This window comes from Paenibacillus sp. FSL R5-0928, from assembly GCF_037970385.1.
In the GTDB taxonomy this organism is placed as follows: Bacteria; Bacillota; Bacilli; order Paenibacillales; family Paenibacillaceae; genus Paenibacillus_AQ; species Paenibacillus_AQ odorifer.
In genome coordinates this window covers 3,891,026-3,912,741 of sequence record NZ_CP150225.1, presented here as the reverse complement: position 1 = coordinate 3,912,741, position 21,716 = coordinate 3,891,026, and the positions used below count along the sequence as shown (strand labels likewise).

Annotated in this window: 24 protein-coding genes; 15 read left to right on the top strand and 9 right to left on the bottom strand. The window is 41.6% G+C overall.

Annotated features, from left to right (window positions below):
• Positions 1 to 16: 16 nt before the first annotated feature.
• Positions 17 to 643 (top strand): type 1 glutamine amidotransferase family protein, encoded by a 627-nt coding sequence (locus MKZ16_RS17540; protein WP_076106798.1) that lies wholly within the window; start codon positions 17 to 19, stop codon positions 641 to 643.
• A 317-nt stretch (positions 644 to 960) separates the two neighbouring features.
• A complete protein-coding gene (locus tag MKZ16_RS17535; protein ID WP_038571483.1) occupies positions 961 to 1,266 on the top strand; it encodes a DUF3889 domain-containing protein in 306 nt (101 codons plus the stop codon).
• A 555-nt stretch (positions 1,267 to 1,821) separates the two neighbouring features.
• Here MKZ16_RS17535 and MKZ16_RS17530 read toward each other — a convergent pair.
• The gene (locus MKZ16_RS17530) at positions 1,822 to 2,757 is read right to left on the bottom strand and encodes a Gfo/Idh/MocA family oxidoreductase (protein ID WP_076106796.1); all 936 of its coding nucleotides are present in this window, start codon (positions 2,755 to 2,757) and stop codon (positions 1,822 to 1,824) included.
• Positions 2,758 to 2,868: 111 nt separating this feature from the next.
• Between MKZ16_RS17530 and MKZ16_RS17525 the strand changes: the two genes are divergently transcribed.
• Complete coding sequence (locus MKZ16_RS17525; RefSeq protein ID WP_076099073.1) at positions 2,869 to 3,825, top strand: WYL domain-containing protein; 957 nt, start codon at positions 2,869 to 2,871, stop codon at positions 3,823 to 3,825.
• A gap of 163 nt (positions 3,826 to 3,988) precedes the next feature.
• Here the strand turns inward: MKZ16_RS17525 and MKZ16_RS17520 are convergent, their stop codons facing one another.
• Positions 3,989 to 5,233, bottom strand: a complete 1,245-nt coding sequence (locus MKZ16_RS17520) for an MFS transporter (RefSeq protein ID WP_036687590.1) — start codon at positions 5,231 to 5,233, stop codon at positions 3,989 to 3,991.
• A 143-nt stretch (positions 5,234 to 5,376) separates the two neighbouring features.
• Here MKZ16_RS17520 and MKZ16_RS17515 point away from each other — a divergent pair, with 143 nt between their 5' ends.
• The 3 genes from MKZ16_RS17515 (at position 5,377) to MKZ16_RS17505 (ending at position 8,775) form a co-directional block, all read left to right on the top strand.
• Positions 5,377 to 7,149 (top strand): ABC transporter substrate-binding protein, encoded by a 1,773-nt coding sequence (locus tag MKZ16_RS17515; protein ID WP_076106794.1) that lies wholly within the window; start codon positions 5,377 to 5,379, stop codon positions 7,147 to 7,149.
• 254 nt (positions 7,150 to 7,403) lie between these two features.
• Positions 7,404 to 8,327, top strand: a complete 924-nt coding sequence (locus MKZ16_RS17510; protein WP_076106792.1) for a ketopantoate reductase family protein — start codon at positions 7,404 to 7,406, stop codon at positions 8,325 to 8,327.
• 34 nt (positions 8,328 to 8,361) lie between these two features.
• On the top strand, positions 8,362 to 8,775 hold the full coding sequence (locus MKZ16_RS17505) for a VOC family protein (protein WP_038571468.1): 414 nt from the start codon (positions 8,362 to 8,364) through the stop codon (positions 8,773 to 8,775).
• 126 nt (positions 8,776 to 8,901) lie between these two features.
• On the opposite strand, the gene MKZ16_RS17500 is transcribed toward MKZ16_RS17505, so the two are convergent.
• Positions 8,902 to 9,462, bottom strand: coding sequence for a TetR/AcrR family transcriptional regulator (locus MKZ16_RS17500; protein WP_076106790.1), 561 nt, complete (start codon positions 9,460 to 9,462; stop codon positions 8,902 to 8,904).
• A gap of 153 nt (positions 9,463 to 9,615) precedes the next feature.
• Here MKZ16_RS17500 and MKZ16_RS17495 point away from each other — a divergent pair, with 153 nt between their 5' ends.
• Entirely contained in the window at positions 9,616 to 10,296 is a 681-nt protein-coding gene (locus tag MKZ16_RS17495) for an SDR family NAD(P)-dependent oxidoreductase (protein ID WP_076106788.1), read from the top strand.
• Between the two features lie 110 nt (positions 10,297 to 10,406).
• On the opposite strand, the gene MKZ16_RS17490 is transcribed toward MKZ16_RS17495, so the two are convergent.
• Positions 10,407 to 10,799 carry a hypothetical protein gene (locus MKZ16_RS17490; RefSeq protein WP_076106786.1) on the bottom strand — a complete coding sequence of 131 codons (393 nt, stop codon included), beginning with the start codon at positions 10,797 to 10,799 and terminating at the stop codon, positions 10,407 to 10,409.
• 186 nt (positions 10,800 to 10,985) lie between these two features.
• Between MKZ16_RS17490 and MKZ16_RS17485 the strand changes: the two genes are divergently transcribed.
• Positions 10,986 to 11,858 carry a GNAT family N-acetyltransferase gene (locus MKZ16_RS17485; RefSeq protein WP_076106838.1) on the top strand — a complete coding sequence of 291 codons (873 nt, stop codon included), beginning with the start codon at positions 10,986 to 10,988 and terminating at the stop codon, positions 11,856 to 11,858.
• Between the two features lie 121 nt (positions 11,859 to 11,979).
• Here the strand turns inward: MKZ16_RS17485 and MKZ16_RS17480 are convergent, their stop codons facing one another.
• Complete coding sequence (locus tag MKZ16_RS17480) at positions 11,980 to 12,147, bottom strand: hypothetical protein (protein WP_175618918.1); 168 nt, start codon at positions 12,145 to 12,147, stop codon at positions 11,980 to 11,982.
• 220 nt (positions 12,148 to 12,367) lie between these two features.
• A complete protein-coding gene (locus MKZ16_RS17475) occupies positions 12,368 to 12,826 on the bottom strand; it encodes an Hsp20/alpha crystallin family protein (protein ID WP_036687578.1) in 459 nt (152 codons plus the stop codon).
• Positions 12,827 to 12,940: 114 nt separating this feature from the next.
• On the opposite strand from MKZ16_RS17475, the gene MKZ16_RS17470 reads away from it, so the two are divergent.
• The 4 genes from MKZ16_RS17470 to MKZ16_RS17455 all read left to right on the top strand — a co-directional run bounded on the left by MKZ16_RS17470 (position 12,941) and on the right by MKZ16_RS17455 (position 14,605).
• Positions 12,941 to 13,165, top strand: a complete 225-nt coding sequence (locus tag MKZ16_RS17470; protein WP_036687577.1) for a spore germination protein — start codon at positions 12,941 to 12,943, stop codon at positions 13,163 to 13,165.
• Between the two features lie 13 nt (positions 13,166 to 13,178).
• Positions 13,179 to 13,406 carry a spore germination protein GerPB gene (locus MKZ16_RS17465; protein WP_038571461.1) on the top strand — a complete coding sequence of 76 codons (228 nt, stop codon included), beginning with the start codon at positions 13,179 to 13,181 and terminating at the stop codon, positions 13,404 to 13,406.
• Positions 13,407 to 13,448: 42 nt separating this feature from the next.
• On the top strand, positions 13,449 to 14,063 hold the full coding sequence (gerPC, locus tag MKZ16_RS17460; protein ID WP_036687573.1) for a spore germination protein GerPC: 615 nt from the start codon (positions 13,449 to 13,451) through the stop codon (positions 14,061 to 14,063).
• A gap of 158 nt (positions 14,064 to 14,221) precedes the next feature.
• Positions 14,222 to 14,605, top strand: coding sequence for a hypothetical protein (locus MKZ16_RS17455; protein WP_036687572.1), 384 nt, complete (start codon positions 14,222 to 14,224; stop codon positions 14,603 to 14,605).
• 6 nt (positions 14,606 to 14,611) lie between these two features.
• Here the strand turns inward: MKZ16_RS17455 and MKZ16_RS17450 are convergent, their stop codons facing one another.
• From MKZ16_RS17450 to MKZ16_RS17440, 3 genes are all read right to left on the bottom strand, one after another.
• The gene (locus MKZ16_RS17450; protein WP_076099082.1) at positions 14,612 to 15,925 is read right to left on the bottom strand and encodes a PQQ-binding-like beta-propeller repeat protein; all 1,314 of its coding nucleotides are present in this window, start codon (positions 15,923 to 15,925) and stop codon (positions 14,612 to 14,614) included.
• A 188-nt stretch (positions 15,926 to 16,113) separates the two neighbouring features.
• Positions 16,114 to 17,070, bottom strand: coding sequence for an alpha/beta hydrolase (locus MKZ16_RS17445; RefSeq protein ID WP_036687569.1), 957 nt, complete (start codon positions 17,068 to 17,070; stop codon positions 16,114 to 16,116).
• Positions 17,071 to 17,268: 198 nt separating this feature from the next.
• Positions 17,269 to 18,591 (bottom strand): amino acid permease, encoded by a 1,323-nt coding sequence (locus MKZ16_RS17440; RefSeq protein WP_076106785.1) that lies wholly within the window; start codon positions 18,589 to 18,591, stop codon positions 17,269 to 17,271.
• A 128-nt stretch (positions 18,592 to 18,719) separates the two neighbouring features.
• Between MKZ16_RS17440 and MKZ16_RS17435 the strand changes: the two genes are divergently transcribed.
• The 3 genes from MKZ16_RS17435 (at position 18,720) to MKZ16_RS17425 (ending at position 21,638) form a co-directional block, all read left to right on the top strand.
• Positions 18,720 to 19,622, top strand: a complete 903-nt coding sequence (locus MKZ16_RS17435) for a LysR family transcriptional regulator (protein ID WP_076106783.1) — start codon at positions 18,720 to 18,722, stop codon at positions 19,620 to 19,622.
• Between the two features lie 28 nt (positions 19,623 to 19,650).
• On the top strand, positions 19,651 to 20,556 hold the full coding sequence (locus MKZ16_RS17430; protein WP_076106781.1) for a tyrosine-type recombinase/integrase: 906 nt from the start codon (positions 19,651 to 19,653) through the stop codon (positions 20,554 to 20,556).
• Positions 20,557 to 20,666: 110 nt separating this feature from the next.
• The gene (locus MKZ16_RS17425; RefSeq protein ID WP_249267770.1) at positions 20,667 to 21,638 is read left to right on the top strand and encodes a glycosyl hydrolase family 53; all 972 of its coding nucleotides are present in this window, start codon (positions 20,667 to 20,669) and stop codon (positions 21,636 to 21,638) included.
• The last annotated feature ends 78 nt before the right edge of the window (positions 21,639 to 21,716 follow it).

The following is a 21,716-nucleotide window of genomic DNA, read 5'->3' as shown; positions in this document are numbered from 1 at the left end:
TAAGGAGAACTTGCAAATGAATAATACGGTATATCTTTATGTGTTTGACACAATGGCAGACTGGGAAATAGGCTACGTAACTGCCGAACTGAAATCGGGAAGATATTATAAAAAGGGGCTGGTCCCGTCAAAAATAGTTACCGTGGGAATTGATAAGACTCCAGTAACTACAATGGGCGGATTGAAAATACTGCCTGACATCAAATTGGATGAGTGCAGCATTGAAAGATCAGATCTATTGATTTTACCCGGTGGAGATACATGGACAGAAACCATTCACCACCCCCTCTTAAAAATCGCTGAAAGGTGTTTAAGGGAAGGTATATGGGTTGCAGCGATTTGTGGTGCTACAATGGGACTTGCCCAGACAGGATTGCTGAATTCACGTGGGCATACAAGCAATGATCTGGAATACCTTAAAATGATCTGTCCCACTTATACAGGAGAAAAGTATTACAAAATGGAGTCTGCTGTAACGGATGGAAAACTGATCACAGCATCTGGAATAGCTCCGTTGGAATTTTCTGCACACATCTTGAAAGCTTTGGATGTGTTTTCTCTAAAAACATTAGACGCCTGGTATAGCCTTAATAAGACTAATGATTCTAAATATTACTATGAGTTGATGAATTCAATACAATGAAGGTATCAGCATTTAAGGAAAAGTGAAAGTGTGTTGTATATATGGATATGGACAAGATGCCACATGAGTAACAATGCGACTTAAAATATTCCTTCCATAGGAATCCTAATGGAGTACGATAGTTAAGCATAAAGGGTTCCACATATTAGTCATGTATAATATGTGGAACCCTTTATTATATCTGACTTTCCTAAATCTAGATCTTGATTAATTGAAAAAATAAAGTTGTAGACTGCACGCTGGCATTAAGTTGTTTAAGAATACATTTGGATAAAGTGGGAGATATTACTGAAAACTTCTCCAGATGGGCGGTTATTATGAAAAAAATACTGATATCATTTTTGGTGATACTTATTTTTTCCACTGTTACAGTAGAGGCTGCGCCTGAATACGCAAAATGGGGCAAAATTGCAGTAGAGGAAACACAAAAACGATACAATGCAGTCATAATTGATTATAAGCACATTGGTCGTACTGAACTAACACCTAAAAAGTCTGAAGAGAAATTCAAACTATGGATTAGAAGCAAAGCAGGTAACGAGTTTGGGGTTTTTGTATCAATCCAATTTGACCCATCAACTGATACAATCCAATCGATTCAGTTTTCTGAAACTAATCGTTAGATTTAATAAATCTCGCTATTTACGCTAATGGGGCACGATAGCACAATGACAACAGGCTGCCGAGATCATAGGCAGCCTGTTCAGCTAACGGGCAGAATAACGTGATGTAGGTGTGTACTTTAAATGAGAAGAGTAATAGAGGTGGATTAAAGATAGGACTTTATTTTCCAGTCCAAGACTGCCGCTGGTTTTATAAGGCGCCATTCTAAAAACCCTATTTTCCTCGGACATTACCTCCACAATATCAGCAGGGACCACGATCTTTGAGAATTTCCATCGTATGACTAGTTTAACCTCTAATTGAACTATCTTAATCCCAGGATGAAATCCCTCCAAAATGCTGTGAAATAACAGCTTTTTATGAACAAAAACTAAGCATAGCTTACCAAAAAGGACTAAATTCACTCTTTCTTTCTACAATTTCAACATATGAAAAATTCACAATAGAAAAATCAAAACCTATTCCTCACCCTAGCTACAATCCACTAATTCCATAAGTTCTACACCCCCACAAACAAAACCATGAAAAAGGATACCTAACACCAACCTCTATGTTTACACAAGCTTTTTTTCTATTTTTATTGCTAGTTCCATAGCTTGTAGGGCATGGTCTAACTCGATTATGGATGAAGTACCCTCCTCTAAGCATTGGAGAGCATGCGTAATACTCTTTTCAAAAGGATTAGCTTGTTCTATCAATAGTTGCTGTTTACCTGCAGAGGTATATTCAATTAATGATCCTTCAACCTTTCCGTTCATGTCGTCACTTTCTTGATAGACAAGCTTTCCTTGTTCAAAATAAGCTTCATACCCTACGGAAAAAGGATAACCAGCTGGCATTTGTGAGGATACAACGATTTCTGCGGAGACATTCGTTTTCTGAAAATGGGTACGTACTAACGCTTGTTCATTTCGTCCACCATCGGTTCCCCACACAGAGTATTCTTCTAAAGATCCAAGCAGCCAGGTAACAAAATCAAGTTCGTGAATCATCAGATTTGTGGAGATAGAATGAAGTCCGAGATCCCCCCACAGAGGTGCCGTTTCTCTTTTTAAGGTGAAGGCTAAGAGCTTTCCATATTTCTCTTGATGAGTGGTTTCGTATAAATATTTGTACGCAGGATCAAATTTAATAAATTGGTTCACGAGGATTCGTCTGCCATACTGTTGTTCTGCTTCCTTCATCGCAAGGGCATCTTCATTGTTAAAGCATACAGGTGTTTCACAGAATACATGTTTCCCATGCTTAAGCACCTCAACGGCAAACTGTCTATGTAAAGTTACGGGCAGACAGATATCGATCACATCAATTGTGGGTTCAAGCATGATATCCTCTATATTTGTGGTAATCTCAACGCCTAACGCTTGTTTTAAATTTTGCAGCTTAGCTTCATTTCTACCATAAACAATAACTTTGTCTACACGCTCATTTTTCGTCAATAATTCTGCATGATAAGCTCCGAACCCTGTTCCTAAAACGGCAATTTTCATATGTTTCAGCTCCCTTTATGTAATGAACTAATCATAACCTCTTATTGTTGACAACATCATGGCAAGAATTTTGAAGTATACTTGATAAAAAAGAAAAGCTCGGAGGTTCCCATGCGCTTGCATCGTTTGATTGCTATTTTATTATTAGTGGAGTCGAGAGGGAAAATGAAGGCCAATGAACTAGCTCAAGCCTTGGAGACTTCTGTACGTTCAATCTATAGAGATATTGATGTACTAGCTGAAGCTGGAATTCCTTTGTTGTCTATGTCGGGGCCGAATGGTGGTATCTCTTTAATGGAGGGATATACAGTTAACCTGAAGCAGTTACATGGTGAAGATGTAATCAATCTATATTTAACAGGTATGGGCATCTATTCTGGGGGACATTCTGAATCTGGTCTTAAGCTGAAGACGACGCTGTTGAAATTAGAAAAAACATTGCCCGCATCCTATCAACCTGACATTCAGAAAGCGCAAAAGCGCTTTTATTTCGATGACACACCTTGGTGGGCAGAACGAATAGAAATCCCCTGTCTGGAATCTATCCGGACAGCCGTTTGGCGATCTCAGAAACTACAGGTTAAGTACCAAAAGGTTAACGGAGAAGTATCGTGCAGGAAATTACAGCCCTATGGTCTTGTGGTGAAAAAAGAGGAATGGTATCTTATAGCCTACTGTGAAGAAGCTAATCAAATCCGAACGTTTAAATGTGAGCGAATTGTCTCTACGCAGCTTGTGGAAGAAGAGTACTCTATACCTATGGATTTTTCATTAGAAGAGCACTGGAAGCAGCAGGGACAGGTTTTTAAGCAAGCGTGTAAAGAAGAAGAGGTCTATCCTGTTGTGATCAGAGCTGATAAGAGAACAATGTCTTCTTTATCTCAGCTAGAGATCATGGAAATGAGAGAAGAAGGGGATGCATTCATTTTAAAGGTGAATATGTTTGGTTATGAAAGTGCATGTGCTAATGTCTGGTGCATAATAGGTCATTCCGAAATCATGGAGCCCTTAGAGCTAAGGCAATATGTAAAAGGCCAGCTGAGTTTTCTTCAGGGAATATATGATTAACCGTTTTTTCTATGTAAAAGAGACCGTAGCTATTGCATATTCTGCAAAGATACGGTCCCTCTTTTCTGATTAAAAGAATTAATTCACATAATTGGTTTACATAATAATGATTATGTTAACCGAGATAAGGATGATCCAATAAACAACGTATTGAATTGGAAAATCATCCTTTTATTGCTCTATTTTTAATACCAAGTGTTAATTTCTCTCTGGCAACAAGTCTTTTGTGCGCTACGAGAAGAAAAGGAAGACCAAAAGCTGTTGTTAAAGCCAACGGCACAAAGATCGCAAGGCCATTCTGAGCGCCATAATGGTCTAACAACACCCCACCGAAGATAGGTGCCATAACACTCCCTAAATTATTAAAGCCAATCGTACCAAAGTACGTCCCTTTCATTTCAGGTTTGGCAATCCGATCGATTAACATATCCATCATCGTAAAGAGTAAGACTTCCCCTATAGTGAACAGAACTACACTGATCATTAGTAGAGCCACACCACCAGCAAGCCCCACTAAGAGAAGACTAAGTGCAACGCAGATATTCCCAAGTATTAAAGGGACAATCGGTGGAAATTTACTTGCCGTACGTACAATGGGATACTGCACTACTAACACGGTTATAGCATTCAGTGAAAGCATATAGGAGAACAATTGCCCCCCATTGGTGAAATGCGTGTTCATCGCTAAATATTGAGCCATTGTTGAGCCGAAGTGACCGTATCCTAACACACAAAAGATTGTACCCAGCAATACTGGCAGGAACACACGGTCTTTTCCTGTGATTGTCAAAGCTTCGAGTAAACGTGGTGCTTGAGCTTGTGTACGGGCGGGCATGCTTGAACGATGTGCCTTAAATTGCATGAATAATACAATTCCGTATGCAACATATACGATTCCGGCGATTAGAAAAGGAAAAGTTGATTCCGCAGAGCCGAGCTGTAGCCCAATGATCGGACCAAATACTACACCAAGATTAATTGCTGCATATCTAAGATTAAAGACAAGCAGCTTGCTCTCGGGTGGTGTAATATCGGACAAAAGTGCCCGTGAAGTAGGCTCGAATACTGATCGACATAAGCCATTTAGGGTGTTTACCAAGAAAAATACCCATAGATGCTGAGCCACTGAGAATCCGAAGAAGACGGCTGCCCAGCCAAATACCGAGATTAACATCACAATTTTGCGGCCAACAATATCAGAAATATAACCGCCATAGAAACTAGCCAATACGCCTGCCAGCGAGCTAACCGCGACCGTAATCCCTGTTTGTGTCGGGGAAGCTCCGAGAACTTGGGTCAGATAGATGGATAAGAATGGGATGCTCATCGAGGTCACCAGACGTCCGAACATAGTGCCGATGATAATTGTCCAGGCTAGAGGGTGAATGTGCCTTAGATGCTGTTTCATAATGATTACGATCTCCTAGTCTTATTGCTCTAATATTGTTGCTGCATATTCATTGTTGATTTATGTATAATTATAATGATAAAAGGGGGAAGGAAAAGTGTAAGAAATACATTGACCGTTTCACCTTTAAAGGAGTGAACCATTTGGACCAGATAAGTAATCATTTTTTATGTTTAGCAGCAAGCGTTACTAGTTCGTTCAAAGTGAATGAACCTGTTCCTGTGACGATAGATTTATTGGCTTCGATCCTAATTTGCACTCCACGCAATGTTAAATTCGTTCTGCGGAAACTGGAAGAGCAGGAATATATTCTATGGCAGCCGGGGAGAGGCAGGGGGCATATCTCTCAACTTACTTTTTTAAAAAGTATTGATGAGGTGTTCGAGGATAGCTTTCAGGAGTTAGTCAGTAAAGGCAAGATAAAAGAAGCTATCGAATTGATGAGCAGCGATCAGGTGACCGGACCCTTAAAGGAACGATTGTTAACGATGTTAAATAAACAGATGGGTTTTCGTAGTGAAGCAGAGTCAACCTCAGGGCTGGACGTCCTGCGGATTACCCGTAACCGGCATAAGGAAGTACTGGACCCTGCTTATGTATACACCGCTTTTGAATCCTATTTGCTGGGTCAGATCTATAGCACACTAGTTACTTATGACGCAACGACCGATGCCTTTCTTCCTGGTTTGGCCCATATGTGGGAAGCTAATGAGGAGCATACAAGTTATATTTTTTACCTCCGCAAGGGGGTACGCTTTCATCACGGAAGAATTATGACCTCGAGAGATGTAAAAGAGACGCTACAACGGCTTATTGACTTGAATAGCCCTGCGGTGAACCTTTATAAGGATATCGAACGAGTAGAGGTTGAAGGAGATCATCGAATCCGGTTTGATCTGTCTCGTCCAAATCTCTTTTTTCTGCATCTGTTTAGTTGCATTCACATGTCCATACTCCCATACGATATAGACATCACTAGTGAAGTGATCGGTACAGGTCCTTACCGTTTAATGGATCTGAATGAGGATGTATTGGTGCTCGCAGCTTTTGATTTTTATTTCGGAATTCGGCCGCTCCTGGATCGTGTTGAGATTTGGTATTTGCCAAAAGAGGCTTCTAATGAACGCCAATACCAGCTGCCAGATCCTGAACATGGAGAACTTTTACCTGATATCATCAGCAATCACAGTATAGATTACCCGGCCTTAGGCTGTAGATATATTCTGTTTAATTTTCATAGAGAGGGAATTCATCAGCAGCTATGGTTTCGTCAAGTGATCCGTATCCTTTACAGTCGAACGGCTTTAATAAAAGAGTTGGGTGGCAATCGTATCACTCCAGCAGATAGCTTTTTGCCATGGGAGAGCAGTAAGAGAGAGCTTGTAGATCCAACTTTGGAACATGCCCGAGCGCTTTTAGCGGAAAATGGGTATCAGGGAGAAGTCATTACTTTAGCAACTAAGGATAAAAAAGAAGAACGAGAAGAAGCGTTATGGCTCCAAACACGCGCTGCCTCCGTTGGTTTGCAAATTAAATTATACTTTTTCAATGAGTTTAAGGCAGATCATATACAGACAACAGCCGAGATCCAACTTGCTGAAGAGGTGCTGGAAGATGATTGGCAATGGGGAATGATTAACTACTTTAATAATAAATCTAATTATTTATTTTCTTTGCTTAGAGAGGATCAGATTTCATTGTTTTCGAAGGTATTAGGTCCTTTCACAGAATCTCCAAAGGATGAACGGGTGAAGCTGCTGAATCAAGCGGAGGGGATTTTACGAGACAATTATTGGGTGCTGCATGGCTGTCATATGAATAAAAAAGCTCAGCTAAATCAAAGCCTGTTTGGTCTGCACACCGGTTCCTTCGGGTTTTTGGACATCTCCAAGTTATGGATTAAAACTAGGCTTTAAGGTTTTCTTTTGTTATACTTTCCAGGGAGGCTGTATCGATAGAATCGAATGGTGCTCTAGTTGGATCAGATTTATGAATAGTAATTTAATTGTAGCCATGGAGGTGAACTCGTTGGATTTTGCTCAGATCCGTATGGACCGAGACAAAAGAACGGTCGATACTTGACTCTTTTTTTGCCATTCGGACCTGTTTAGCGGATAAGCTAAGCGGTCTTTTTATTTGTTTAAAATAAGGTGAAAAAGGGGAGACTTACATGCGTTTTCTATTCGTGGGTGCAGGAGCTATTGGTGGTTATTTTGGAGGGCGTCTAGTTCAAAAAGGGGAAGATGTAACTTTTCTAGTCCGTTCTACTAAACAAAAGCAGTTAGAAGATGAGGGTCTGGCAATAAAAAGTGTGCATGGTGACTTTCAGACTCCCGTTCGGACGATTACATACGGGGAGAAGGCAGAGCCTTTTGACTGTATTATTATTGCAGTGAAGGCCTATCATTTGCCTCAGGTGATGATGGATCTAACCCCTTTTGTCGGTGAACATACTATGATTCTCCCGCTCCTTAATGGGTATAAACATTTTGGTATTTTGCAGCAGCATTTTGGAGCAGAAAAGGTATTGGGTGGTCTTTGTTATATCGAAACAACGTTAGATTCGAATGGAGCTATCATACAAAGTAGTTCTTTCCATAGTATTGTGTTTGGTGAATGGGCGGGTGGGGAGTCAGAAAGGATGCAGAAACTTCTCAGCCATTTGGATAAAGCAGGATTCACTGTGATATTAAGTTCTGATATTCAACGCGAAGTGTGGCAGAAATATATATTCGTAGCTAGTTTAAGCGGGATTACAACTTTAATGGATAGCTCGGTTGGACCTATTTTAGCCTCACCTACAGCTCGTGCTATTTATGAGCAGCTTCTGAATGAGATCGTGAGCATAGCGCAAAGTGCAGGTATGCCTGTTGGACCAGATATGGTGTCGGTCACGATGCAAAAGATGGATTCGGTCCTGCCCGAATTCACCTCCTCTATGCATAGGGATATGCTTAAACATCTGCCAGTGGAAGCTGAGCATCTGCATGGTGCACTTTTGGCGATGGCTGTACCTGGTCAAGTTGCGTATCCCATTCTCGAAACCGCATATGCCCGTTTGAAAGTTTACGAAAGCGTTAATGATATGAGATGATCTGTATAAAATGACTGTAAGGAGCTGGACGATTATGAAGGAACTGAATCAAAAGATAATGACTTTTCTAATGTTCGAAGGGAAGGCTGAAGAAGCTATGAATTTCTATACTTCTTTATTTGATCACTCCGAAATCATCAGTATTAAACGTTATGGAGCAAATGAAGCAGGCCCTGAAGGGAGTGTCATGCAGGCTACTTTTTCATTACATGGACAAGTTTTTATGTGTATAGATAGCTACGTGAAGCATGGATTCACCTTTACTCCAGCGGTATCCTTATATGTGAATTGTGAAAGTGAAGCTGAAATTGACCGCGTTTATGAAGCATTATCCCAGGGTGGACAGGTGCTCATGCCACTAGGTGAATATCCATTCAGTTCGAAATTTGGCTGGGTGGCGGATCAATTTGGCGTGTCTTGGCAATTAAATCTTCTGGGGAATGTGTAAACGATTGATGTGTTGCACAGACAGATAATACGCTGTATCACAAGGGGCCGAGGTCGTCTATAAATGACGAACTCGGCCCCTTAGTGTCAGGCAGCGGAAAGGTCTGAGGACTCTTCTGATTTTAACTCACGATTGCAGCCCGCTTATGACTAATGATGAAATTCTCTCGGCGACTTCTTGTTGATTTATAGTATTATTCCCTGTTACCCATTGATAGACACCTTCATGGATCATTTGTGCGATGATCGGTACATAAAAGCTTTTCTCGTTATCTGGGTAGATATCTCCTAAAGCGTTAGATAAGTGAACCTTCAGTTCATTTATAATCTTCTCTTTCAATTGAGGGACAACCATCCCTATATAACTGCTGCGGCATTGTATGTTCGGTTGCTGATAGAAATCGAATACCGATAATACGAGTTGAATGATGCCTTCTTGATCGAATTTAATTTCTCCTTCAGTATGTTTTACAATAGCAGCGGATGCCGAATCACCCATAATATAATCCAATAATTCATATTTATCATTAAAGTGTGCATAGAACGTGGCTCGATTAACTTTAGCTCCCTTTGTTATATCGACGATTGTTATTTTCTCAAAATCCTTCAGGGAAACTAACCGTAAAAAGGAGTCAATTAAAGACTGTTTAGTCTGTGTCAGCCGAATATTGTTTACTTTAGTAGCCATTACTTCACTCCTACCCAACAATTTAGCAATCTTGTTGCTATAGCAACATTTGCAGGTTGATTGTTGATTGATACATTAAATTAGTAGCTGTATATTAGCAATTAAAGCAACAGCTGTTACTTTAATATATCATAGAAAAGGAGTTCATCAAAAATGAGAAATATTGTTATCGTTGGTGCAGGGCCCGGATTAGGATTGTCTCTAGCTAAAAAATTCGGAGTTAATGGATTTAGGGTGGCTGTCATTTCACGCAATCCCGAGAAATTATCAATGATCATTAGTGAACTTAAGAAACTTAATATTGAAGCACAATCTTTTGTAGCAGATGTGACAGATTTAGCAGCTCTAAAACAAGTCTTTCAAGCGATAATAAAAGAGTTTGGTTCAATCGATGTACTAGAGTTCAGCCCGTATGCAGGGTGGGATAAATTCACTCATGTGCTGGAAACTACACCTCAAAGTGTGTTGGAACAAATAAACAGTTACTTGCTGCCCGCCGTTCTTTCGGTTAATGAAGTATTACCCGATATGATCCATAGAGGATCAGGAGCCATTCTTTTTACCACTGGTATTTCTGCTATGTTCCCGTTGCCTTTTGTAGGAAATGGCGGCATTGTTATGTCCGGTATACGAAATTATGCTAATGCTTTACACAATGAGTTAATAGATAAAGGAGTATTTGTCGGCCATCTTTCCATAGGGACAATGATACAAGCTGGAACAGCTGGTGATCCTGATGTTATTGCAGAGACTTGGTATAGCTTATATAAAAAGCAAGATAACTTTGAGGAAGTATTCCCTCCTAGATTCGACCCGACCCATCTTCCAAATTAAAAAACTAAATCTTATTGGATAAGCAAGTCGCCTTAATGGCGGCTTTTTATCTATTAGAAGACTTATCTCTCATCAGAGTGAAGCAGGATTGAAGGGTCAGATGAAAGGATTTAATTACATTGCTGAACAACGGTTGTGCGTTCATTAGTAATCGTGACTTTGGAATGACCTGATAAATATTCGGTATAACCGCACACGGTTTGTTCTCTAGACTGTCCGTTAGAGTTGGTGTATCGAAGATATATAGCACCTTCACCATTTAAACTCAATTTTGGTTTGAATTTTTTCTTTTGTCCTGCTTTTATTGGACTTGTATACAATTTCTTTGAATCCGCACGAATTAATCCTACTTCGATAGAGCTAATATCAACATCAGATTGATTATCTACGATGACTGAGAAGCTTTTAAACGGACTCAGAAGATTTGATATCGTCCCTACGCTAAGAACAACTCCACAAGCAATCAGAAATATCGTAATCCCTATAAAAAATCGTTTTCTCATCTTTTAGTCCCCCTATATAAGTAAGACAGGGTTTACTTAAAAAATGTTACATCAAGGAGAAGTTATTTATAACAATTCATTACCAAATGTAGCGTGGACATGCATGTTATTATAAATATATTCCATATTAATGATTTGAAAAGGGGTTTTGCATTGACTACTATTCGTCATTTTGAACAAGGTGACATGCCATTACTTGGGGAACTTTATAACTCGGTATCTACAAAGGGGAATGTTGTTTTTTGGTGGGTTGGTAATGAGGAAAATTGGGAAAATGTATATTGCGCTTTCGAGGACGGTAAAATGGTGGCCAAAGGCCAAGTGAGCATCATCAATATTGTGCCGCCCGGCCGTTCCAAGGATAGCAGACATTCGATCTACCTGAACTTAAAAACAATCCCAGAACGTGAAAGTGATTTTGATTTATTAGAAAAAGTGTATCAGTCACTCTTATTAAGAGCCCTTGAATTAAAAGAAACTTTATCAAAGGATTACAAAACCACTCTTTGTATAGGGAACGATTCGGCAGAGGTCTTGAATACTCAATTTTTCGAAAAAGTGAAGAGCTTCTCTCATTATAATAGCTTATTTAAGATGAAACACAATCTAAGTGATGGTTTGTCCGAACTCACTCTGGCTAAGGAACTTGAATTCGCAACCTGGAATATGGAGACGCCTGAAGAAGACGAGCATTATTTGGAATTAGAAGCTGAGATTTGGCCGGAAACTCCGCTAGGGAAAGAACGGTTAGCTGAATTCAAACAAAATCCGCTCTGGACATCACTTGTTGTTCGAGAAGGGGAGAAGGTTGCGGGTAGCTTAATGGTCTGGCAGGAAGAGAAGGGCGGCTACATCGAAAATGTATTTGTTCTTGAACCATGGAGAAGATCCGGAATTGCTAAGTACATGCTTTTTCAAGCATTGAGCTATTTTAGAACCCACGGACTGGAAGAGGCATGTCTGATGGTGCTTACGGAAAATGATTCTGCATTACGGCTATATGAGTCTGTCGGTTTCATTCTAACGAATGAGGAAAGACGATATCGGATTGAACTATAAAAGTTTTTGTAAGTGAAGGATTACCAAGCAAAGTGCGATAGTTTTTTTGTCGAGCCTAGGTTCGAGGTTAAGGTCGCACTTTATTTGGTAACCCGTTCTGTGAATCAACTGCTAAATGCTTTCATACCTTTTGCTTTCCATCACATTTCTTACATACGTTAAGTTTTTCACCTGAAATGCCTTTCCCGAAGTACAACAGCTTAATACGTGTGCTGCCACAGATCGGACATGTTCCTCTAGCCCGGGATGGAATGCGCCAAAGTGCTTTGCCGCGTTTGTTTTTAGACATGATTTGACCCCACCTTTACTCTTAATACTCCATCTTATGACCAAGAGGAACTTAAAGTTCGAAGAGCGAAAAGAATAGAAAATCGGAAGAAAAAGGGCCAAAAAACACCTTTAAAAAACAGCGTATAACTTAAATTATACGCTGTTTTGATTTTAAGGCGTTTTTTTAGGGGGAATGGGGCACTTGGACGAGTAAAACAGGTGGATTTTAAAGGGATATTTTATAAATAACGGATGTCGATATCTTTGAATCTTCCCGCTGACATTTTAGCCATTCTGAATTGCAGGGAACCTTGCTTATAAGTGCCTCTGCTCTGATCTGGAATGACGGGAACTGGCAGCTGAATAATCTCGCTATGATCTTTTCCTAAACCTGTTAATTTAATTTGTGTGCGATTGATTTGTGCCCATATACTTTCGGGGTGGATTCCGCTCGGAATACGAATTTTGGTAATCAGGTGATTATGAGTGTCGATATGCTCAAAGCTTAAACTTGAGGTTTCGTTCATAAATGAAGAGGAGGTCGCTGCAGTTGCTTCTCGGATGACTTTTTCGACATACCCGTCAATTTGGTTAGGATCCAACTTCCACTGCTCTTCAAGAGCTTTCAAGGATAACTTTTTCTTAAAAAAAGGATCTTCATTCATCCAATCTAAAGGGTTCGTCTTATTGGGACTCATAGCTCTGCGCCTCCTACGGTTTTTATCCATTGTATGGGCGTTTGACTTATTCAGTGACATCTGGGCGAATATCTACATAGAATAGCTTATCATTCCGAAAGGAGAAGTGGTTTGGTGGTTTCAATCATCGGCAATATTAAAATCAATAGCGTAGGCCCCAGCTCCACAGTCTTAGTAGGAAATACGGCATCCGTTATCCTGAGCAGCAACTCTAAAATTTATGCCGGTGCCAACTCCTTCTCCATAGGTGACTCCATAGGTACGAATATAACGAATAATGCGGCCAGCAGTACAAATACGATGGATTCAGATGTGGTGGATCAAGTATCACCTCCTTAAGGGTGGGGTTTAAATGAACATTACGGTATATCAATGCATATCGATCTATAATCTAAAAATCGGCACTATCTCTAATTCCTCGGTACTTCAGATTGGTACATCGGGACGTATCAATTCTTTGTCTCATAATTATGAGACCTCTGGAGCACCATCATCGCCTTCAACACCTCCAGCGGAAAAAATGGATTCACCCCTTGTGTCCTTGCCGCCAGCGGCAGAACTATATGCACAACTGAATTAGGCTCTTTGTCCCCGCATACAATAAACCATAGGAGGGGGTTGTATGCATCCGTATTACGCTCAGCAGGTTTTTAATACACTAAGATTGCAAGCGGAGAAGATTCAACAGCTAGAGAAGCAACTTCGAGATTTGCAAGGCGATGTAGACAGCATAAAGAACAATAAATCTGCAAGTATAGGACCTATCAATTATCATTTTGAACAATTAAAAATCGAAAAGCTGGAAGGCACTTTAAATATAGGCATTACACCGAATGAGGGGAACAATCTGGATGAAGCGATGATCAACGGTAAACCTATTGGAGAGCAGGAGGTAGGTACAACTGCCTTATCGGATCAGATTCGCCCACAGATTCTGAAGTATGTGCAAGAAGAGGTTCCCTCGCAATTTTCACGTTTAGAAAAAGAGAAGAATTTAAGCATTGATGAGCAATATATCCAAATGGTGACTCAGGATCTGCTGAATCAGATGGATGGACGGATTAACGAGTATGTAAGCCAACTCCCAGCCACAGAAGAAGGGCGTGGATACACTGATGAGGAATGCGCTTCTATTGTAGAGCAAATCAAACGAGATATCGTTATGGCAGTAGAGCGGCATTTGGAAATAAATATAACCGGAAGGCGGGAGACGAATGAAGATAACGGTGATCAATAGAGATATTAGTGTCAATGCAGTGAAAGTCGTTTCGATCTCGGGTTCATCAGTATTTTTAGTAGGGGATACTCAATCCATTCATTGCTCCTCGGCGTTTGACAGCGTAATAGAATATACTCAGAGCGCTCCAGATCAAGTCAAAAAAAGGCAGTTAACCTATGCACACCTCACGCATACAAGATGTCTATATCAACAATCTGTCTGACAGTTCTATATTTATATGTGGATCTGTAGGCCGGGTTCAATCTAAATTCCTGGGAAGCAAGGAGAATTACCTTTTTAACATAAAGGAGATTAATAATCGCACGAAAGATACTACACTCATAGACATTCCTATCCCTGTATGGACAAACCAAGGGAATGAAGTGGATGAATTTGTGATATTAAAGGATTCCGCGGAATCAACAATTAATATACAATATATCAAAATTCTGTCGATTGGGTCTGGCACGACCTTCCAGATTGGAAACAGCGGGTCAGTTCATCTGGAGAGTCGAACCATTGAGTTTAAACGAGAAGTGGCTGCGAAAGATAAGGAGTAACAACAACTATTTTAATTCTTTTGGCAGAGAAATCGCGAATATATTGTGCTCCGTCTGGATGTAGAGAATACCATTCGCACTGAATAGTTTGCCGTATTGTTGTGCTCCAGTTTTTACTTTGCCAAGCGCTTTTCCTGTTTCTGCATTTATGATAAGGAAATATCCGTTCTCATAGCCGGCGTATAGCCCCTTACCCATAGATTGAATGCTTAACGCAGGACTGTCCGGCCCGTTGAAGCTTATAATGCGATTATCGTTCATTTGAACGGCAGTGATCTGTGCATCCTTTTGGAAAAAAGCCATGTTATTTACTGGACCAGCCACCCAATTTCCGTACTCCTCATAACTTTTGGGTTCACTCGCTGTTTCTTGACCTAAGGTAAAGCGGTATAGGGGATGACCCCCCCATTGGTCTAAACCTCCATCGACTGTATATAGATACGAGCCTTGAAGTGATGTGAAATAATTACCGAGTCTACTGACATCTTCGAGCGGTTTATAGTTCTTTTTGGTCTTCGCTTTTCCAGTTTTAACATCAACATGTACCAAGGTCAACTGATAGCCTTTAAGAGGCTCGTTAGAGGCATCATTTGCAGCATTTGCTTGTTCGCGGAGTAATAATTCACCATCCCGGTAAGCAACAAAGCTATAAAATCCCTGAATTCTCCATAACCTCTTGCCTGTAGCCGGATCGAGCCCGAAAAACTGTGTACGCCTATTATCAACAGTACTGGATACTACCAATACCCCGTTATATAGGCCGTCGATACTTCCTACATACATAGGGATGTCTTTATTCTCCCAGATTTTTTTACCAGTAACCGGGTGATAAGCTGCAATTCCACCATGCTCGTTCCGGAAGTACAACACTCCGTTAACTAACTCCGCGAAAGCACCGATTTCAATCGGATCTTTGGCAGCCTTAACCTTCCAAAGCAATTTCCCCGTTTGGGCATTAACTTTTACAAGATAACCCTCATAAGTGATAAAGAAAACCGAGTTATTCGTTATAATCTCAGGATTTGTTCCGTTTTTGTAGGACCATTTAACTTTGCCTGTACTGAGATCGGCGGCCTTTAGTGTCCCGCCTGATGAATAATAGAATAATCCATTTGCAATAGGGGCCTGTTGGCTATAAATTCCTTGACCATCTGCCTTGGCGTGCCATAAGGGTTTAATTGTGGTGATAGAGTCGACGGTTGTTGAAGAGGAGGCAGGGGTTGTTACTGCTGCTTGAGCACCAGGCAAATATACACCAGCTCCAGATACGAGCAAGGAGGATGCTATAACGGTCTTTAGGATAAACGGTACATATTTCACGATTTTAGCTCCTTATAGATCATTTATAATATATTGACGCAGGGAATGGATATTTGTTTCTCAATTGTAAAAATACACTTGTTAACATAATAAATATTATGTTAACAAGAAAAGACGAATCAGTTTCGCACAAAATTCTTGTGAGAACCAATTCGCCTAGTAAAAGAATATGTCAACAGTTGATTTGTTTAGAAACCTTCACGAAGCCATGTAGTCGCTAACTTGATAGCTCCTTTTTTAGCATGAGTCTCGGCTAAAGGATTCAGCATGACAAAATCATGAATGATGCCTTGGAAGCGGACAGCCGTAACATTCACGCCAGCTTCCCGCAATTTGGCGGCATAAGCTTCACCTTCATCCCGTAGCACATCTGCTTCACCAGTAATAACCAGTGCATCTGGTAAATCCCGTAGCTGCTCTAGGTTAGCCCGAAGAGGAGAGGCAGTGATTTGATTTCGTTCCTCAGGGTCAGTGGTATACTGATCCCAGAACCATTTCATGCCGTCCCGTTGCAAGAAATAGCCTTCGGCGAACTCATGATAGGATTCAGTATCAAACGAGGCATCCGTTACCGGATAGAATAGTAGTTGTTTCGCTATCTTCGGTCCACTCCGTTCTTTCGCCATGAGAGTAATAGCAGCTGCCATATTCCCACCGACGCTGTCTCCGGCTATAGAAAGCTTGCTAGTATCTAATCCGTGCTCGCTTCCTTTTTCAGCTGTCCACTTGAGAACTGCGTAGATTTCTTCAATAGCTGTAGGATATTTAGCTTCTGGGGAGAGGCTGTAATTTGGGAAAACAATAGCGGCCTCCGCTCCGACAGCTAGTTCACGGATCAAGCGATCATGGGTATGGGCATTCCCAAACACCCATCCTGCGCCATGAATGTACAGGATAACAGGCAACGATGCTGATGAGGAGCTAGGGGGGCGAACGATTCGTATGGAAACATCACCGTTAGGTCCACCTGGCACCATTAGATCTTCAATATCAACTTCCGGTTTATATATATCACTGGATTGTACGCTATCTACCGTTTCACGACCTTTTTCTGGCCCAAGGTCAGGTAGAAAGGGAGGTTTCGCATTATCATCGGCAAATTTTTGAGCTGCTGGCTCAAGAATGATCTTAGTTTTGTTTGGCATGATTTATCGTCTCCTTTGACTGGTCATAGTCTAGTATACCCTCTTCATTCCATAACCATCTAAGCAGCTGCTGAAACGAATGCCAGTTTACGACTAGTTAGAGATTTGACACTATTTGCACATTTATCGCCTATTGAGCACGGTTTCGGACACCAGTGTAACTATTCCTTTGGGAGAGGTTCAAACGCAGTTAGAGCCTTACAACACCTTTTGTTGTTTCTCATGCATTCCACGACTAATTTCCTCAGTGACACTTATCCTCTGTTTACTTTTATTACGGATAATCCAAACGAACACCAAAGTGATGAGCAGCGGATAGCCTATCGCCCAACCCGTAAAAGGAAACACAGCAGCTGTTGCTAAAAAAGAAATCCAGCTTATCGTCACACCTAAGCGACTTCCTTTGAGCAGGCGTATCCCTGCGGCACACCCTCCGATATAAGTCAGGATAAAAGTAGCATTCGGAAACTGAATCAGAGTGGTGATGGAGATGGATCCGCTGCCATACAGTGTCATCACCGATACAAAACAGAGCAGAAGAAAAGCTATGCCACCGATAGGGGTATGATACTGTTTGGACATTTTACCCATCCATTTCGGCGCAGAGCCTTGGCGGGATAAAGCATAAGCCACACGTGAGGCAGCTCCTGCATAGGCAATAATCGTGGCTGTACAGATGAACAGACCGGTAAGTCCGGCAATAAACCCTCCCCAGCGCCCAAGAGGCTGACTAATAATCCACACGAGTGAAGTACTTGATCCACCTTTGAGGTAGCTTTGTGTACCAACAGTTGCTAGTGCGGAGAGAAAATATAGAATCCCTACTATAATAGCGGCGATGGTTACTCCTTTAACGGCGGCGCGCTGTGGGTCCTTGAACTCCTCAGATAGGTGTGAGACAGCTTCCCAGCCAATAAAACACCAGAATAAGATTGCAGCAGCCTGGCCAATGCTCATCCATCCATGTGGAACAAAGGGAGTGAAGTGTTCGACTTCCATGCGGGGCAGTGCAGTAGCAAAGGAGAAGACCAGCACAGCAACAATCGCTATTACTACCGCTATCTGTACCTTTCCAGCGACCTGCATGCCAATCCAGTTCGTAATCAGACCAATGACCAGCATAATAGCGGCGATAGTAATTCTCGCAGATTCGTCCCAGCCCATAGCGGCTGTCATATAACCCGCTCCAGTCAGTGCAGCAACAGGTGCACCTATCGGAACGGACATCAGAAAAAACCATCCCACCAGTGAGCCAGCTTTTGGACCAAAAGCAAGCGTTACAAAATGGGACACGCCTCCAGCGTTAGGGAGTTTAGCAGAGAGCAGACCCATTGATAAGGCCATCGGCAAAATCAGCAACGACATAAATCCCCACGCCAGTAATGAAGCGGGACCCGCCATTTCTGCAGCCAAACCAGGAACAATTAAGACCCCAGAACCCAACACAGCCCCGATGTAAAGGGCAATAGCCTGAGGCATGCCAATGTTTTTTTGTAAAGTGTTTGAACCGGATTCCTTCATGTTTTTTTATCCTGCTTTCCTTGTCTTTTGTTCTAGAGTAGCAGATAATAGATCCATTGGAAAAACAGAATTTTTGAATAGTATCCATTCGATATTCCGATGGTTCATTTTCATTTAGGGGGAAATTCATGGAGTCACGTCATCTTTTTACCTTCTTAGTGGTAGTGGAGACGGGCAGTTTTACTAGAGCAGCACAGAAGCTCGATTATGCACAGTCCAGTATTACTGCACAAATCCAAGCACTAGAGTCTGAAATTGGCCAGCCATTATTTGATCGGATCAGTAAAAAGATTATTCTAACCGACGCAGGCCGACGTTTGCTTCCGTTCGCACAGGAAATATCCAGAATGCACAATTTAGCACAGGACGCGTTACGCTCGGATAGTGAACTAACGGGTTCTTTGCGGATTGGGGCTCCTGAATCTCTGGCTGCTTTTCGCTTACCAGGCATTATTAAGGAGTTTCGTGCTAAATATCCGCAGGTGCAAATTATTCTGAAGCCTGGAGCTTGCTGGGAACTATCAGATTTTGTCCGTTCGGGTGAACTGGATTTAGCGTTCTTATTGCAACCTGAGACGGAAGATAAAGATTTAAATATAGAAACATTAGTACATGAGCCGATGACGCTGATCGCAGCACCAGATCATCCCTTATTAAACCTTGCTGAGGTAGAACCCCTTCATTTAAAAGGAGTGACCATACTTCATACCGAAACTGGCTGTTCCTACCGGACTTTATTTGAACGGCATTTGAACAGTTACGGTGTATTTCCTGACCCCACGTTAGAGTTTTGGAGTATCGAGGCGATAAAGCAATGTGTAATGGCTGATCTTGGCATTGCCTTTCTTCCATTAATTACTGTAAAAAATGAACTGGCTGAAGGCAAACTTGCCAGATTAAATTGGAATGATGAATCACAGCGTGTGGCGACGCAGATCGCCTATCATCATAAAAAATGGAAATCGCCCGTGCTTACGGAGTTCTTACTTGCAATAAAAGAACATGCTGAGCAATGGAGAAGTCTAATATAGATCAACATTAACAAGGAGGCTCTAAGGCATGAATGAGTGGTGTGAAGACTACGAAGAAGGGCTGGAGGCCTTTCTCATCTGGATGAAGGATGCCGGGTACACTCCCTATACGCAAAAATCCTATTTAGTAGATGTGAAACAGTTTTTAGACAGTCTGAATGGTAAAAAGCTTGAGACAGTGAAGAAGCTGCATGTCATTTCCTTTTTGACCTCTGTCCGCGAACGTGGAGTGAGTGATGCCACTCGTAACCGGAAGCATGCTGCGATTAACTGTTTTTTCAAGGCATTGATTGAGCTGGAACTACTACAGAACAACCCGGCAGCCGGAATTAAGAAATCCAAAACTGAGATCAATCGTGAGCCGGTTTACTTAGATGAAAGTGATCTGGGGCGGTTTTTATCTTCTATAGATGGTAAATACAAAAAGCGTAATTTAGCAGTTTTTTTGTTGATGTCCTATATGGGGCTTCGGGTGGGGGAAGTCCACACGCTGAATTTGAGTGATTATAATGTAGAAAGACATTCCCTCCGTGTGTTTGGGAAGGGGCGTAAATGGCGTAATGTGCCGGTTCCCGAGGATGTAGTGCCTTTTCTCGACTCCGCGTTAGCAGAAAGGTTAGACCCTTGGCGCAGTAAAGAGGAAGCGATGTTCATTTCACAAAAAGGACGCAGGTTGTCTATCCGAGGCATTCAGCAAATCGCAGCAGATACCTTCGATCGTTTCCAAAGGGATGTGCCAGCAGCACAGCGACGCCCGTATTCAAGCCATAAGCTCCGACATTCTTTTGCAACCATGCTGCTGAGAAAAGGGGCAGATCTGCGTACCGTACAGGAACTGCTAGGTCACTCCTCGATCCAGACTACAACCGTATACACACATATCACGAGTCGTGAGAAGGAAGAGGCCATGTCTAAATTACAAATCCAGCTGTGATTGAAAAGAAAGCAACCTCCTTAGAAAATCGATAACAAAAAATAACTTGTTATTATAACGGTATTGATTTATTCTAACAGTTATTAAGAGTTTTATAGGAGGTCCTAATCGTGAAGAATGTTTTTCTAAAAGGGATGACTTATGGCTGGGGATCAAAACGAGGTGAATACCGTACAGAATATGCAGAAGATTCGATGAGAAAGCTGGCAGAGACAGGTAGTGAATGGATTGCCTTATCTTTTTGGACATGGCAAGACACTGTGCATTCAACAGAAATTCATTATGATTACGGTTACACGGTGACTGATCGTGATCTCACACATGCGGTACAACTGGCAAAACAGCTTGGTCTTAAAGTTTGTCTTAAACCTGTAGTGAATTCGAGGGATGGCATTTGGAGAGCTAGGATTGGATTTCCGGAAGAGGGAGATGTTTATTGGGCAGCATGGTTCCGTTCTTATACTAATTTCATTAAACACTACGCAGAGTTGGCGGAAGAACTTGAATGTGAGATGTTCTGTATCGGCTGCGAAATGGTCGGCACAGAGTCTAGAACTGCGGAATGGAGACAATTGATTCAAGAGGTCACCAATCTTTATACAGGGCCGATCATTTATAATGCCAATCATGGCAAAGAAGAAGGAATCGAGTGGCTGGATGAGGTGGATTTTATCGGAACCAGCGCTTATTATCCGGTAGCTTCAGTGCCGGGAGATTCTTATGAGAATATGCTGGCTGGTTGGGAGCGGCAGAAACCGCGGCTTAAGTCACTCTCTGAGCGATTTGGCAAGCCTCTCGTATTCATCGAGATTGGCTGCCGAAGTGCTCATGGGTGTGCCACCATGCCATGGGACTTTACATACACAGACTTACCATATTCAGAAGATGAACAGGCCAACTTCTATCGCTCAGCGCTGGAAGCATTCTGGAATGAACCTTGGTTTGCCGGTTACTTCTGGTGGGATTGGAGCACGAAATTGTATGACTTAGAAGAGGCTTCCATTGACCGTGGTTTTGATATTTATGGCAAAAAAGCCGAACAAGTTCTCAAAGAATACTATAAGCAAACTATCACTAAATAAATTGATAAAAAAGATCCGGAATTTCAGGTGAGCCTGGCCTGCTAAAGGATCTTTTTGTCATTGGCAGGCTAAGTTAAT